This window comes from Amycolatopsis sp. NPDC058278 (genome assembly GCF_042881395.1).
Classification (GTDB): Bacteria; Actinomycetota; Actinomycetes; order Mycobacteriales; family Pseudonocardiaceae; genus Amycolatopsis.
This window is the reverse complement of sequence record NZ_JBHVXZ010000115.1, coordinates 17,288-31,856: the sequence shown is the minus strand read 5'-3', so window position 1 is coordinate 31,856 and position 14,569 is coordinate 17,288. Positions and strand designations below refer to the sequence as shown.

General features: G+C 73.0%; 10 protein-coding genes. 7 read left to right on the top strand and 3 right to left on the bottom strand.

The features are described 5' to 3' along the window. Both ACFVYA_RS39425 and ACFVYA_RS39420 read left to right on the top strand, forming a co-directional pair. The coding region (locus ACFVYA_RS39425; protein WP_387052334.1) for a glutamine synthetase at positions 1-1,296 on the top strand (1,296 nt) is incomplete at its 5' end. A 100-nt stretch (positions 1,297-1,396) separates the two neighbouring features. Next, positions 1,397-2,179: a DUF6885 family protein gene (locus ACFVYA_RS39420; RefSeq protein ID WP_387052332.1), complete on the top strand. Its 783-nt coding sequence runs from the start codon at positions 1,397-1,399 to the stop codon at positions 2,177-2,179. Here ACFVYA_RS39420 and ACFVYA_RS39415 read toward each other — a convergent pair. From ACFVYA_RS39415 to ACFVYA_RS39405, 3 genes are all read right to left on the bottom strand, one after another. Beyond that, positions 2,157-3,620: an amino acid permease gene (locus ACFVYA_RS39415; protein ID WP_387052330.1), complete on the bottom strand. Its 1,464-nt coding sequence runs from the start codon at positions 3,618-3,620 to the stop codon at positions 2,157-2,159. The two genes, ACFVYA_RS39420 and ACFVYA_RS39415, sit on opposite strands and share 23 nt — an antisense overlap. A gap of 17 nt (positions 3,621-3,637) precedes the next feature. Continuing rightward, the gene (locus tag ACFVYA_RS39410; protein WP_387052328.1) at positions 3,638-4,306 is read right to left on the bottom strand and encodes a response regulator; all 669 of its coding nucleotides are present in this window, start codon (positions 4,304-4,306) and stop codon (positions 3,638-3,640) included. A gap of 121 nt (positions 4,307-4,427) precedes the next feature. Next, on the bottom strand, positions 4,428-5,597 hold the full coding sequence (locus ACFVYA_RS39405) for a sensor histidine kinase (RefSeq protein WP_387052325.1): 1,170 nt from the start codon (positions 5,595-5,597) through the stop codon (positions 4,428-4,430). A gap of 109 nt (positions 5,598-5,706) precedes the next feature. Here ACFVYA_RS39405 and ACFVYA_RS39400 point away from each other — a divergent pair, with 109 nt between their 5' ends. From ACFVYA_RS39400 to treZ, 5 genes are all read left to right on the top strand, one after another. After that, positions 5,707-6,282 carry a hypothetical protein gene (locus ACFVYA_RS39400; RefSeq protein ID WP_285989865.1) on the top strand — a complete coding sequence of 192 codons (576 nt, stop codon included), beginning with the start codon at positions 5,707-5,709 and terminating at the stop codon, positions 6,280-6,282. A gap of 103 nt (positions 6,283-6,385) precedes the next feature. Then, positions 6,386-8,341, top strand: coding sequence for a 4-alpha-glucanotransferase (gene malQ / locus ACFVYA_RS39395; protein WP_387052323.1), 1,956 nt, complete (start codon positions 6,386-6,388; stop codon positions 8,339-8,341). 75 nt (positions 8,342-8,416) lie between these two features. Beyond that, entirely contained in the window at positions 8,417-10,543 is a 2,127-nt protein-coding gene (glgX, locus tag ACFVYA_RS39390) for a glycogen debranching protein GlgX (RefSeq protein WP_285989867.1), read from the top strand. Next, positions 10,540-12,816 (top strand): malto-oligosyltrehalose synthase, encoded by a 2,277-nt coding sequence (gene treY, locus ACFVYA_RS39385; protein ID WP_387052320.1) that lies wholly within the window; start codon positions 10,540-10,542, stop codon positions 12,814-12,816. Before glgX ends, treY begins: the two co-directional genes overlap by 4 nt. Then, positions 12,813-14,525 carry a malto-oligosyltrehalose trehalohydrolase gene (gene treZ / locus ACFVYA_RS39380; protein ID WP_387052318.1) on the top strand — a complete coding sequence of 571 codons (1,713 nt, stop codon included), beginning with the start codon at positions 12,813-12,815 and terminating at the stop codon, positions 14,523-14,525. The genes treY and treZ overlap by 4 nt, the downstream gene beginning before the upstream one ends. The last annotated feature ends 44 nt before the right edge of the window (positions 14,526-14,569 follow it).

Genomic DNA, 14,569 nt, shown 5'->3' with positions numbered 1-14,569 from the left:
CAGCACCTTGCCTGGGCGGACAACAACGGCATCCCGCGCTCGCGGATCGTGCCCGTCGGCGGGCTGGCCGATGCCGCCACTCGCGGTGTCGGGGCGACCTCGCTCTTCGCCGTCTTCGACACCCATGACTCGATCACCTACCGGCACGAGAACCTCGGCACGCCCTCCGGGGACATCCGGCTCGTGCCCGTCGTCGAGCGGCTGCGGCGGCTCGCCGGGCAGCCCGCGCTCGCCTGGGCGCCCGTGCGGCAGCTCACCCGGGACGGCGATCCCTGGCCCTACTGCCAGCGTGCCGTCCTCGAAGCGCAGGTTGCCGAGGCCGAGAAGCGCGGGCTCGAATTCCGGGCCGGCTACGAGCTGGAGTTTGCCGTCGCTCCCGCCGGCAGCGCCGACGTCCTGGCCGCCCCCGGGCACCCCGGGCCCGCCTACAGCCCGCACGCCCTCGTCGGGCTCGACGGCTTCGTCGGGGCCCTCCTGCACGACTTCGCGGCCAACGGCCTGCGGATCGGCCAGCTGCACGCCGAGTACGGCGTCGCGCAGCTCGAGCTGTCGCTGGCCGCCACCGATCCCGTCTCCGCCGCCGATGACCAGCTGCTCGCCCGGCAGACCATCCACGCCGCCGCGCGCGTGCACGGTCTCGCCGTCAGCTTCGCGCCGCTGATCGGTCTCGGCGCCGCCGGCAACGGGTGGCACCTGCACACCTCCGTCCGCCGCAAGGGGCGCAACCTGCTCGACGGTGACGGGCGCCCGGACGGGGACGGCGCCGGCTACCTCGCCGGGCTGCTGCGCGACCTGCCGGCCCTGACCGCGATCACCGCGCCGAGCGTCCCTTCGACGCTGCGGCTGCGGCCCGGCTACTTCGCGGGCGCGTACGCGTTCTGGGGCGTCGAGAACCGGGAGGCGCCGCTGCGGTACGTCCCCGGCTCGGCCCTGCTGGGCGAGGGCCACGCGAACGTCGAGCTCAAGACGTCCGACGCCTCGGCCAACCCGTACCTCGCGCTGGCCGTGGTGCTCGCCGCGGGGATGGCCGGCATCGAGGACGCGCCCGCGCTGCCCGAGCCGATCGGCGAAGACCCGGGCGGCTGGACGGACGGAGACCGGGAGGCCCGCGGGGTGTGCCGGCTGCCGGCGAACCCCGCCGAACAGGACGCCGCGCTCGTGGCGTCGCCGCGGATCGCCGGCGTGCTCGGTGCCGAGCTGCTGGGCGCCTTCCGCGCCGTCCGGGCCTCCGACGCGGCGTGGGCGGCCGAACGCACGGCCGACGAGATCGTCGCCGCCCACCTTTGGCGCTACTGAGAACCTTATTCTGGCCAGGACGGCGCTACGGACCCGCCGGCCGCCCGCCTGTGGTGACACTCGCGCCGGCCGACGGCTGAACGAGGTTCTGAGAGGACCGATGTCTTCGGGGATCGACGGCGGGCAGCTCGACCTGTCCGGGGTGCGGTGGCTGCCGGGCGGCGCCCGGCTGGCCGCGGTGGCCCAGGCGGAACTGCCCCAGAAGGACGGACTGGCCGCGGCGTTCTGCGGGCTCGCCGCGCTGCGGGCGGCCGGGCTCGACGTGGCCGATCAGGACGCCGTCGCGGCGGCCGCGGGCACGGTCCGGGGTCCGGCCGTGCGCCCGCCGGGCGAGCCGGGCCGCCACGACTTCCGGCTGCCGCTGCCGGTCGTCGACGACCCGGCCGCGGCCGGCACGCGGGTTTCCGGGCTGGCCGCGGCCGTCGGGTCGCTCTCGCGGGGTGCCCTCACGGCCGTGCCGGTGACGGGGGAGTGGACCACCGAAGCCCTGTTCGACCTGCTCGTCGGGCTGTGGGACGTCCCGCGCGTGGCGGTGCTCGCCCGGATCGACGGCGCCGAGCTCGGCGCCCACGACACCCCGGAACGCGCGCTGCTCGACTACCTCGACACCGGCGTCCCGCCATTGTGGACGTCCCGCTGGCGCCCGCCCGGCGGCCATTTCGTGCTCCTGGCGGGCATCCGGATCGGCGCCGAGGGCACGTTGCTGTCCGTTGTGGACACTTATCCGTCCCTCGGCGACGTCGGCCGCCACGACCAGCCGGTCGAATGGGTGACGGCGGCGCTGGCCGGCCTCGGCGTGCTCGTGGTCGTCGACGCCGACCAAGCCGGCGTGGTCCGCGCGGCGGCGCGCACCGCCGGGCTCACTCCGTCCTTTTGGGACTGACCGGCGTCCCCACCGCGAAGCGGGAGTGGCGGCGGCCGTAGGCGAAGTAGATCACCAGGCCGATCACCAGCCACGCGGCGAACCGGAGCCACGTCAGCACGTTCAAGTTGAGCATCAGGTACAGGCACGCCAGCGCGGCCACGACCGGGATCGCCGGGGAGAACGGCACCTTGAACGGCCGGTCGAGGTCGGGACGGCGGCGGCGCAGCACCGGGACCGCCACGGCCACGATGATCATCGCCGACAGCGCGCCGATGCTGACCATGTCGGCCAGCTCCGAAATCGGGATGAACGCGGCCAGCACGGCGATCAGGCCGGCGCCGCCGATGGTCATCCGGTGCGGGGTGCCCCAGCGCGGGTGCGCGGTGCCGAGCGCCGTCGGCAACAGGCCGTCGCGGCCCATGGCGAACCCGATCCGCCCGATCGTGACCAGCTCGACCATCATCACCGACGTCAGCCCGGTCACCGCGCCGAGCGAGATCAGCGCGCCCACCCAGTGCTGGCCGACCCGGTCGAACGCGTCGGCCAGCGGCGCGCCCGTGTCGATGTCGGTGAACGGGATCATGCCGGTCAGCACGATCGAGACGCCGATGTAGAGGAGCGCGCAGACGCCCAGCGCCCCGAGGATGCCGACGCGCAGGTCCTTGCGCGGGTTCAGCGTCTCCTCGCCGAGGTTCGCGAGCGCCTCGAAACCGGTGTAGGCGAAGAAGACCACGGCGGCCGCGGTGATCATCCCGGCGAGGCCGTAGACCGACTGCTCCAGCCCCAGCGCCGCCTGGACCACCGGTTGTTCCAGCACCGTCGTGCCGGCCTCGGGTGCCTTCGCCGGCGGGATGAACGGCGTCAGGTTCGCGCCCTTGACGAAGAACAAGCCGACCGCGAGCACCAGCACGCACACCGCGACCTTGACGCACACCAGCAGGTTGGTCAGCCAGGCCGACTCCTTGATGCCCAGCACGGCGACGACGGTCAGCACGGCGATGATCAGCACCGCGCCGATGTTGACCTTCGCGTCTTCGCCGAACCACTCCGGTGACAGGCCGAGCAGGTTCGCCAGGTACCCCGACCAGCCCCGCGACACCACGGCGGCGCCGAGCGCGAACTCCAGCAGCAGGTCCCAGCCGATGATCCACGCGAACACCTCGCCGAGGGTGGCGAAGGCGTAGGTGTAGGCGCTTCCCGCCGTCGGGACGCTGGAGGCGAGCTCGGCGTAGCACAGCGCCGCGAGCCCCGCGACGACCGCGCCGAGCACGAACGACAGCGTCACGGCCGGTCCCGCGTGGGTCTTCGCCTCGACACCCGCCAAGGTGAAGATGCCGGTGCCGATGATGATCCCCACGCCGAACCCGATCAGGTCGCGCCCGCGCAGCCGCCGTTTGAGCTCCCCGGAGTCCTGGCGGGCCAGGACCTCGTCCACGTTCAGCGTTCGCCGCTCACCCATGAGGAGAAGTTAGAAGGTCACGGGTCTTTCCGCAGATCGGCCGTGGTCAGGCCGTTCTCCTGGGCGAGGATCGCGGCCTGCACGCGCGAGCGCAGGCCGAGCTTGGCCAGCACGCGCGAGACGTGCGTCTTCACCGTCGCCTCGCCGATGTACAGCCGGGCACCGATCCGGGCGTTGGACAGGCCCTCACCCAGGCAGGCGAGCACCTCACGCTCGCGGTCGGTGAGGTCGCCGAGGCCGCGCGGGAGGGGTGCCCGGTCCCGGGCCGACGCGGCGAACGCGGTGATCAGCCGCCGCGTGACCTGCGGGGCGAGCACGCCGTCGCCGGCCGCGACCAGCTTCACGGCTTCGATCAGCCGGGGCGCTTCGACCGACTTGAGCAGGAAGCCGGCCGCCCCGGCCCGCAGCGCGCCGTGCACGTACTCGTCGAGGTCGAACGTGGTCAGCACGAGCACCTGCGTGAGCCCCGCGGACACCAGCTCCCGGGTGGCGGCGGTGCCGTCGGTGCCCGGCATCCGGATGTCCATCAGGGTGACGTCCGGCCGCAGCGCCCGCGCTTGCCGGACGGCGGCGGCGCCGTCAGCGGCCTCGCCGACGACCTCGATGCCCTCGGCGTGGCCGAGGATGGTGGTCAGGCCGAAGCGGATGGCGCTGTGGTCGTCGGCGACCAGGACGCGGACGGTCATCTCGGGCCTCCGGGGGTCCGGGTGGCGAAGCCCCTGGCTCGGGGCGGAGTCCCGGTTGTCACAGGGGGCCTTCGGGGGTCCCGGGTGGCGAAGCCATCGGCCTGGGGTGAGGCTCCGGTTGTCACAGCGCCCCGCCCGTCGGCAGTTCCGCGCGGACCAGCCAGCCGCCGTCCGCCGGGCCCGCGGTGAGGTCGCCGCCCACCGCGTCGGCGCGTTCGCGCATGTTCAGCAGGCCCGTTCCGCTGCCGGCCGCGGGGAGCGGTGTGCGGACGTCGTTGCGGACCTCCACCGCGAGGACGCCGTCGAGGCAGTGGACGGCGACGTCCACGCGCCCACCCGGGGCGTGCTTCGCGGCGTTGGTCAGGGCCTCCTGTGCGATCCGGTACGCCGTCAGGTCGACCGCCGCCGGCAGCGGCACCCGTGAGTCCACAGTGGACTCGACGTGCACCTCCAGCCCGCTGGCCCTGGCCGACTCCACCAGCTTGGCCAGGTCCGCCAGCCGGGCGGGCGCGGTCGTCTCCGCGGCCCCGCCGTCGGCCTTGAGCAGCCCGATCATCGCGCGCATCTCCTCCAGGGCGCTGACACTGTTCTCCCGCACCGATTCCAGCACCGCCTTCGCCAGTTTCGGATCGGGCAGCGACAGCGCCGCCTCCGACTGGATGGCGATGGCCGAGAGGTGCCCGGCGATCACGTCGTGCAGGTCGCGGGCCATCCGCCCGCGTTCGGCGGCGACCGCCGCCCGCCGGTCCAGTTCCGCGATCTTCGCCAGCTGCCCGGCGTTGGCGCGCTCGGTTTCGGCGATGTCGCGCTGCTGGCGGACGTTCGCCGCCCACCACACCGGCGTGATGACGAACGGCAGCACGCCGACCGCGGCCAGCACCGCCGTCCGCCACTCCTTCGCGATCACCAGCATCGCGGCGAGCACGCCCACCACCGCGACCGCGGCGAGGCCGATCATCACCCGGCTCGTGCGGCGGGAGCCGTAGAGCGTCGCCGCGTACAGGAAGTCGGTGTAGACGATCATCACCGGCAGCGACGGGCCGAGCCGGACGTCCACCGCGAGCACCACCGTGGCCAGGACCAGCGCGAGGGGCACCCGCCGGCGGAGCAGCTCGAGCCCGCACAACGCGGACAGCTCCAGCAGCCGCACCCCCAGCGGGGCGTGGTCGTACGCCGTGACGAGCCGGTGGAGGCCGGTCGCGTAGACGAGGAACCCGATCAGCCAGGTGGCCAGCGCGATCAGGCCGTCCTGCTGCCACACCGGGAGCGAGCGCAGGCGGGGGAGGGGCACCCGGTCATCCCAGCACACCGCGCGCCGGGCCCGCGTCCTACGAAGTGATGACGCCCGGTCCCCCCGTCCGCCGACGCGGCCGTCGGCACGGGCGCGGGAGCGTGGCGGCGTGGAAGAGATCGGGAAGTTCTTGGCGGAGAACCCGATGGCCGCCGTCATCGCGGCGGGCGAGATCGGGTTCTGGGTGTTCATCGTGGCCGGGCTGGCGGTGCGCTACGTGCTGCGCGCGCGGCGCGTGTCGGCGGTGCTGCTGGCCGCGGTGCCGCTGGTCGACGTCGTGGTGCTGGTGGCGACCGTGCTCGACCTGTCCGCCGGGGGCAAGCCGGGGTTCACGCACGGGCTCGCGGCGGTCTACCTCGGCTTCAGCGTCGTGTTCGGGCCGAGCATGGTCCGGTGGGCCGATGAGCGGTTCGCCCACCGGTTCGCCCACGGGCCGCCGCCACCGCCGAAGCGGCAGGGGCGGGAACGGGCGCGTCACGAGTGGCGCGAGTGGGGCAAGTGCCTGCTGGCCTGCGGGCTCGCCGCGGTGGCCCTGCTGGTGGCGATCTTCGCGATCGGCGAGCCGGCGCGGGTGGCGCCGCTCTGGGGCTGGTTCCCGCGGCTGGGCACCGTCTCGGCGATCTGGCTGTTCGCCGGGCCGGTCTGGGAGGAGCTGTTCGGGAAGCGCGAGGAGGTGCGGCCGTGATCGGGCTCGGCGGGGGTGGCGGTGCCGGCCGGAACCCGGAAGCGCCGGGGTGACGTAGCTCGCGCAGATGGCGGGAACGGCCGGGCACCGGAATGCTGGTCCCGTGCCCGAAGAGATCCCCGCCCGCAGCGCCCTGCACGAGCTCGCCGACCTCCACGGGGTCGCCACCCGGTACCAGAACGCCGATCGGGTCTGGGTCGACGTGGACGACGACGTCGTCGTCGCCGTCCTCGGACAGTTCGGTGTCGACGCGACCGGTGACCAGGCCATCGCCGCCGCTCTGAGCGCCGTGCGGGAAGCGCCGGCCGCGCTGCCGCCGACCATCGTCGTGCGGGAGGGCACCGGCAAGGCACTGGGTGTCGATGCCGAGGTCGTCCTCGAAGACGGGACGCGGCGGCGGGCGGAGGGCCGGCTGCCCGCGGACCTGCCGCTCGGGTGGCACCGGGTCGTCACCGCCGACCAGGACGTCGTGCTGGCCGTGGTGCCGGCGAAGCTGCCGCGAGTCCGGCCCGCCTGGGGGTGGATGCTGCAGCTCTACGCCCTGCACTCGGCCGGGTCCTGGGGCATCGGCGACTACGCCGACCTCGCCACCTTCGCCGCCCGGTCGGCCTCCGAGCTGGACGCCGGCGTGCTGCTGGTGAACCCGGTGCAGGCGATCAGCCCCGCTCATCCGATCGAACGGTCGCCGTATTCGCCCGCCAGCCGGCGGTTCGCCAACCCGGTCTACCTGCGCGTCACCGCCACCGAGACGTTCGAACAGGCCGATGCGGCGACCCGGGCGGCCGTCGAGTCCCTGGCGCCGGACCGCGAAGGCGAACTGATCGACTACGACGCCGTCTGGACCGCCAAGCGGGCCGCGCTCGAGCTGCTCTGGCCGCACCGCGTCGAAGCGGTGCCCGAGGACCGCGACCTGCTCGACTTCGCCCTCTTCTGCGCCCTCGCCGAGCAGCACGGCGCCGACTGGCGGGACTGGCCGGAGGACCTGCACGACCCGGCCGGACCGGCCACCGCGAAGGCGCGCGAAGAGCTCGAAGACCGCGTCGCCTTCCACGCGTGGCTTCAGCACCTCTGCCGGGTCCAGCTGGAAGCAGCGCGCACGGCCGCCCGCGAGGCCGGGATGACCGTCGGGATCGTGCACGACCTGCCGGTCGGCGTGCACCCCGGTGGGGCCGACACGTGGGCCGTCCGGGACGTCTTCGCCGCCGACGTGCGGGTCGGCGCTCCGCCCGACGCCTTCAACCAGCAGGGACAGGACTGGAACCTGCCGCCGTGGCGGCCGGACAAGCTCGCCGAGGCCGGGTACGCGCCGTTCCGGGACGTCATCCGGGGCGTCCTCCGCTTCGCCGACGGCATCCGCGTCGACCACATCGCCGGCCTGTGGCGGCTCTGGTGGATCCCGCCGGGCGAGCCCGCGCACCGCGGCACGTACGTCCACTACGACGCCGAAGCGATGGTCGGCGTGCTCGCGCTCGAAGCGCACCGCGCCGGCGCCGTCGTCGTGGGGGAGGACCTCGGGACGGTCGAGGAGGTCGTCACCGAAACCATGCACGAACGGGGGATGCTCAGCTCGGCCGTGCTGTGGTTCGAGCGCGACTGGGACGCGCCCGGCCAGCCGTTCACGCGGCCGGACAGCTGGGACCCGGACGCCATGGCCAGCATCTCCACCCACGACCTGCCGACGGTCCCGGGCTGGCTGAAGGGCGAGCACGTCCGGGTCCGGGCCGAGCTCGGCCTGCTGGACCGCGGGGTCGAAGCCGAGGAAGAGGCGGCCGCCGCGGAGCGCCGAGCGCTGCTGGAACTCGTTGCGCGGGAAGGGATTCCGGACGACGACCCGGTCGTCGCGCTGCACACCCTGCTCGCGAAGGCCGCGTCGCGGCTCGTGCTGACCTCGCCGGCCGACGTGGCGGGCCAGGTGCGGCAGCCGAATCTGCCCGGAACCGTCGACCAGTACCCTAACTGGCGGATTCGCCTGCCCGTCAGCGTGGACGGCTTCTTCACCGCGCAGGGGGTCCGCGCTGCGGTCGCACCGCTGGCGGCGGCCCGTCCGCTGCCCCGGTAACGACCACACCGGCGCGCGCGACCCCCGGTGATACGCGGACGCCACCGGCACGACCCAAGCTCGAGGAGAAACCCAGTGCGGCCCTGGCCCGGAACGCCCTACCCGCTCGGCGCCACCTACGACGGAGTCGGGACGAACTTCGCCCTGTTCTCCGAGGTGGCCGAGCGCGTCGAACTGTGCCTGTTCGACGCCGAGGGCAAGGAGACGCGGTACGCGCTCGAAGAGGTGGACGGCTTCGTCCACCACGGCTACCTGCTCAACGTCGGCCCCGGGCAGCGCTACGGGTTCCGCGTGCACGGCCCGTACGACCCGAAACGCGGGCTGCGCTGCAACCCGAACAAGCTGCTCATCGACCCGTACGCGAAAGCCGTCTCGCACGGCGTGAAGTGGGACGAGTCGCTGTTCGGCTACCAGTTCGACAACCCGGACGAGCGCAACGACGACGACAGCGCCGGCCGCGTGCCGTATTCGCTGGTGGCGAACCCGTTCTTCGACTGGGGCAACGACCGGCAGCCGAAGCGGCCGTACAACGAGACGGTCATCTACGAGGCCCACGTCAAGGGCATGACCGTGCATCACCCGTTCGTGCCCGAAGCGCTGCGGGGCACGTACGCCGGCCTCGCGCACCCCGCCGTCGTCGAGCACCTGCAGAAACTCGGCGTGACCGCCGTCGAACTGCTGCCGGTGCACCAGTTCGTCACCGACCACGGCCTCGACGGGAAGGGCCTGACGAACTACTGGGGCTACAACACGATCGGGTACTTCGCGCCGCACGACTCCTACTCGGCGATGCCCGGCGAGGGCGGCCAGGTCCAGGAGTTCAAGGGCATGGTCAAGGCCTTCCACGAAGCGGGCATCGAAGTGATCCTCGACGTGGTTTACAACCACACCGCCGAGGGCAACCACCTCGGGCCGACCCTGTCGATGCGCGGCATCGACAACGAGGCCTACTACCGGCTGGTCGAGGGGGAGCCCGAGTACTACATGGACTACACCGGCACCGGGAACTCGCTGAACGTGCGCAACCCGCACACCCTGCAGCTGATCATGGACTCGCTGCGGTACTGGGTGACGGAGATGCACGTCGACGGCTTCCGGTTCGACCTCGCCTCGGCGCTGGCGCGCGAGTTCTACGACGTCGACCGGCTGTCGACGTTCTTCGACCTGGTGCAGCAGGACCCGATCGTCAGCCAGGTGAAGCTGATCGCCGAACCGTGGGACGTCGGCCCCGGTGGCTACCAGGTCGGCAACTTCCCGCCCCTGTGGACGGAGTGGAACGGGCAGTTCCGCGACACCGTCCGCGACTTCTGGCGCGGCGAGCCCTCCACGCTGGGCGAGTTCGCCTCCCGGATCACCGGCTCGTCGGACCTCTACCAGGACGACGGCCGCCGCCCGTTCGCGTCGATCAACTTCGTCACCGCGCACGACGGCTTCACGCTGCGGGACCTGGTGTCCTACAACGAAAAGCACAACGAGGCCAACGGCGAGGACGGCCGCGACGGCGCCGACGACAACCGGTCGTGGAACTGCGGCGTCGAGGGCGAGACCGACGACCCCGAGGTCCTCGACCTGCGCGCCCGTCAGCAGCGGAACATGCTGGCCACGCTGATGCTGTCGCAGGGCATCCCGATGATCCTGCACGGCGACGAATTCGGCCGCACCCAGCAGGGCAACAACAACGTCTACTGCCAGGACTCCGAGCTGTCCTGGATGGACTGGGAACTGGCCAAGGAGAACGCGGACCTGGTGAAGTTCACCGGCGGGCTGGGCGCGCTCCGGCACCGGCACCCGGTCTTCCGCCGCCGCCGCTTCTTCCAGGGCGGTCCGGTCGGCAAGGGCGACAAGCTCGGCGACATCGCCTGGTTCACCCCGGCCGGCGAGGAGATGACCGAGCAGAACTGGGACGACGGCTTCGGCAAGGCGGTCGTCGTCTTCCTCAACGGCCAGGCCATCCCGGACCTCGACCAGCGCGGGATGAAGGTCGAGGACGACTCGTTCCTGCTCGCCTTCAACGCCCACTACGAGGACATCGACGCCACGCTCCCGGGCAACGGCTACGGGGAGAGCTGGACCGTCGTGGTCGACACCGCGACCGGGGAGGTGGAGCCCGCCGACGCGAAGCCGATCGAAGGCGGCGGCCGGCTCACCCTCCCCGCCCGGTCCCTGATCGTGCTGCAACGGACGGAGACGGAAGCCGAATGACGGTGCCGGAGTCGACCTACCGGGTGCAGCTGCGCCCGGAGTTCACCTTCGCCGACGCGGCCGGCATCGCCGGCTACCTGCGCGACCTCGGCATCGGCGCGCTGTACGCGTCGCCGGTGCTGGACGCGGCGCCGGGCTCGACGCACGGCTACGACGTCGTCGACCCGACGCGCGCGCGGCCGGCGCTCGGCGGCGAGGGGGCGCGCCAGGAGCTCGCCGCGCTGCTGAAGGAGCTGGGACTGGGCCTGGTGGTCGACATCGTGCCGAACCACATGTCGGTCGAGGTGCCGAAGGCGAACCGCTGGTGGTGGGACGTGCTGAAGCACGGCCGCGGCTCCGAGTACGCGTCCTTCTTCGACATCGACTGGGACCGCGGCCCGCTCCTGCTGCCGGTCCTCGGCGACGACGACGCGATCGGGGAACTCTCGGTCGAGGGCGACGAGCTGGTCTACTACGACCACCGGTTCCCGATCGCCCCCGGCACGGACACCGGGACGCCGCAGGAGATCCACGAGCGCCAGCACTACCGCCTGATCGGCTGGCGCCGCGGCAACGCCGAGCTGAACTACCGCCGGTTCTTCGACATCACGACGTTGGCCGCGGTCCGCGTCGAAGACCCGAAGGTGTTCGCCGAGACGCACGGCGAGGTGCTGCGCTGGGTCGCCGACGGCGACGTCACCGGCCTGCGCGTCGACCACCCGGACGGCCTCGCCGACCCGGGCGGCTACTTCCGGCGGCTGCGGGAGAACGCGCCGGACGCGTGGATCGTGGCCGAGAAGATCCTGCACCCGGGCGAGCCGCTGCCGCAGAGCTGGCCGGTCGACGGCACCACCGGCTACGACGCGCTGCGCGAGATCGCCGGCGTCTTCATCGACCCGGCGGGCGAGCCCGACTTCACCGTGCTGGCGAACGAGCTGGGCGTGAAGACCGGCTACCACCGCGTCGAGGCCGAGGCCCGGCGCCTGGTCACCGACCGCATCCTGGTCGCCGAGGTCCGGCGGATCGCGGCGCTGCTGCCCCAGGTCGATCCCGAAGCGGCGCGGCAGGCGGTCGCCGAGACCATGATCGCCTTCCCCGTCTACCGCTCCTACCTCCCGGAGGGAGCGGCGCACTGGGCGGCCGCGATCGACGGCGCCCGCCGCGCCCGGCCCGACCTCGCCGAGCCGCTGACGATGCTCGACGCCGTCGTGCGCAAGAACCCCGGCAGTGAGCTGGCCACCCGGCTCCAGCAGACGTCCGGCATGGTCGTGGCGAAGGGCACCGAGGACACGACCTTCTACCGCTACACGCGCTTCGCCGCGCTCAACGAGGTCGGCGGCAACCCGGACCGGTTCGGCCTCGGCGTCGAGGAGTTCCACCGGCTGGCCGCCGAGCGCGAGGCCGGCTACCCGGCGGCGATGACGACGCTGACCACGCACGACACGAAGCGCTCCGAGGACACCCGCGCCCGGATGGCGGTGCTGGCCGAAGTCCCCGGCGAGTTCGCCCAGGCCGTCCGGCGGTGGACCGCCCGGCGCGGGATCGACGAGCCTTCGCTCAACCTGCTCGCCTGGCAGACGCTGGTGTCGACCTGGCCGATCGAGCCGGCCCGGCTGCGGGACTACCTCGACAAGGCGGCCAAGGAAGCCAAGCTCCGGACCAGCTGGACCGACCACGACGAGGCCTTCGAGGCCGATGTCGCCGCGTGGCCCGAAGACGTCGTGAACGACGCGGAGCTCGCGGCGGACGTCGAGGCGTTCGTGAAGCGCATCGAGGGGCCGGGTTACGCGAACTCGCTCGGCCAGAAGCTCGTCCAGCTGACCGCGCCCGGCGTCCCGGACGTCTACCAGGGCACCGAGCTGTGGGACTTCTCGCTGGTCGACCCGGACAACCGCCGTCCGGTCGACTACCCCGCGCGCCGCGAACTGCTGGCCCGGATCGCCGACGGCGAGCTGCCGGAGATCGACGCTTCCGGCGCGGCGAAGCTCCTGGTCGTCCACAAGGCACTGCGGCTGCGCCGCGAGCACCCGGCGCTGTTCCGCGGCTACCGGCCGCTGCGGGCCGAAGGCGCCGCGGCGGCCCACTGCCTGGCCTACACGCGCAGCCCCGACCTCGCCGTGGCGGTGACCCGGCTGCCCGTCGGCCTCGAGGCCGACGGCGGCTGGCGCGACACGGTCCTCCCGCTGCCCGCCGGCGTCTGGACCGACGTCCTGACCGGCCGGGAGGTCACCGGCGACCTGGCCACCCTGTTCGAGCGGTACCCCGTCGCGTTGCTGGTGCGAGGAGAGGCATGAAGTTCAGCGTGTGGGCCCCTTCGGCCCGCCGGGTCCGGGTGAGCGTCGACGCCGGCGTGCACGAGATGACCGCGGGCGACGACGGCTGGTGGCACGCCGAGGCCGAAGGCATCAACTACGCCTTCCTGCTCGACGACGAAAAGCCGCTGCCCGACCCCCGGTCGCGGTGGCAGCCGCACGGCGTCCACGCGGAGTCGCGCGTCTACGACCACGGCGAGTTCGCCTGGACCGACGACGCCTGGACCGGGCGCCAGCTGCCCGGCGCCGTCCTCTACGAACTGCACGTCGGCACCTTCACCGGGGGCGGCACCTTCGACGCGGCCATCGAGCGGCTCGACCACCTCGTCGACCTCGGCATCACGCACGTCGAGCTGCTGCCGGTCAACGCCTTCGACGGCACCGCCGGCTGGGGCTACGACGGCGTCCTCTGGGGCGCGGTCCACGAGCCCTACGGGGGCCCGGACGGGCTCAAGCGGTTCGTCGACGCGGCCCACGCGCGCGGCCTGGCCGTCGTGCTCGACGTCGTCTACAACCACCTCGGGCCGTCCGGCGCCTACCTCGACAAGTTCGGGCCGTACTTCGCCGGGCAGAACGACTGGGGCCCCGGCCTCAACCTCGACGGCCCCGGCTCCGACGAGGTCCGCCGGTACGTGATCGACAACGCGCTGAGCTGGCTGCGCGACTTCCACATCGACGCGCTGCGCCTGGACGCCGTGCACGCGTTGCTCGACCGGCGGGCCGTCCACCTGCTCGAACAGCTCGCCACCGAGGTCGACGCGCTGTCGGCGGCGCTGAACCGGCCGCTGACCCTGATCGCCGAATCCGACCTCAACGACCCGCGGCTGGTCACGCCCCGCGAGCGCGGCGGCTACGGCCTGCACGCCCAGTGGTCGGACGACCTGCACCACGTCCTGCACGTCAAGCTGACCGGCGAGACGACGGGGTACTACACGGACTTCGCCGCGCCGGACGCGCTCGAGCGGGTGCTGCGCGAGGTGTTCTTCCACGCGGGCACGTGGTCGTCCTTCCGGGAGCGGACCCACGGCCGCCCGGTCGACACGCGGACCGTGCCCGGCCACCGCTTCCTCGGGTACCTGCAGAACCACGACCAGATCGGCAACCGCGCGACCGGCGACCGGCTGTCCGCGACGGTCGCCCCGGGCCGGCTGGCCTGCGGCGCGGCGATCCTGTTCTGCTCGCCGTACACGCCGATGGTGTTCATGGGGGAGGAGTGGGCGGCGAGCACGCCGTGGCAGTTCTTCGCGTCCTTCCCGGACCCGGAGCTGGCCGAGGCCGTCCGCACGGGCCGCCGTCGCGAGTTCTCCCGGCACGGCTGGGGCGAATCGGACGTGCCGGACCCCATGGACCCGGCCACCGTCGAACGCTCGCGGCTGGACTGGGCCGAGCCGGAGCGTCCCGGTCACCGGGAGATGCTGGAGCTGTACCGGGCGTTGATCCGGCTGCGCCGGGAGCGGCCCGAGCTGGCCGACCCGTGGGTCGCGGACCTGCGCGTCGACTCCGCGCCGGACGGGTCCTGGCTCGTGCTGCACCGCGGCGGGCTGCGGCTGGCCGTCAACTTCGGTCCCGGCCCGGTGACGCTGCCGCTCGGGGCGACCGTGTCGCTGCTCACCTGGGGAGAGGCCACGGTGGACGGTGGGGCCGCCCACCTGCCCCCGGACACCTTCGTGATCGCCGGAACGACACCCTGACGGCGGTTGCCTCCCGGTAACTCCTCTGTCATGGCGCGCACGGA

Excerpts from the sequence above, each read along its gene's own strand:
- ACFVYA_RS39415 (WP_387052330.1), bottom strand. The coding sequence starts at position 3,620 with ATGGGTGAGCGGCGAACGCTGAACGTGGACGAGGTCCTGGCCCGCCAG.
- treZ (WP_387052318.1), top strand. The coding sequence starts at position 12,813 with ATGAAGTTCAGCGTGTGGGCCCCTTCGGCCCGCCGGGTCCGGGTGAGC.
- ACFVYA_RS39420 (WP_387052332.1), top strand. The coding sequence starts at position 1,397 with ATGTCTTCGGGGATCGACGGCGGGCAGCTCGACCTGTCCGGGGTGCGG.
- ACFVYA_RS39410 (WP_387052328.1), bottom strand. The coding sequence starts at position 4,306 with ATGACCGTCCGCGTCCTGGTCGCCGACGACCACAGCGCCATCCGCTTC.
- treY (WP_387052320.1), top strand. The coding sequence starts at position 10,540 with ATGACGGTGCCGGAGTCGACCTACCGGGTGCAGCTGCGCCCGGAGTTC.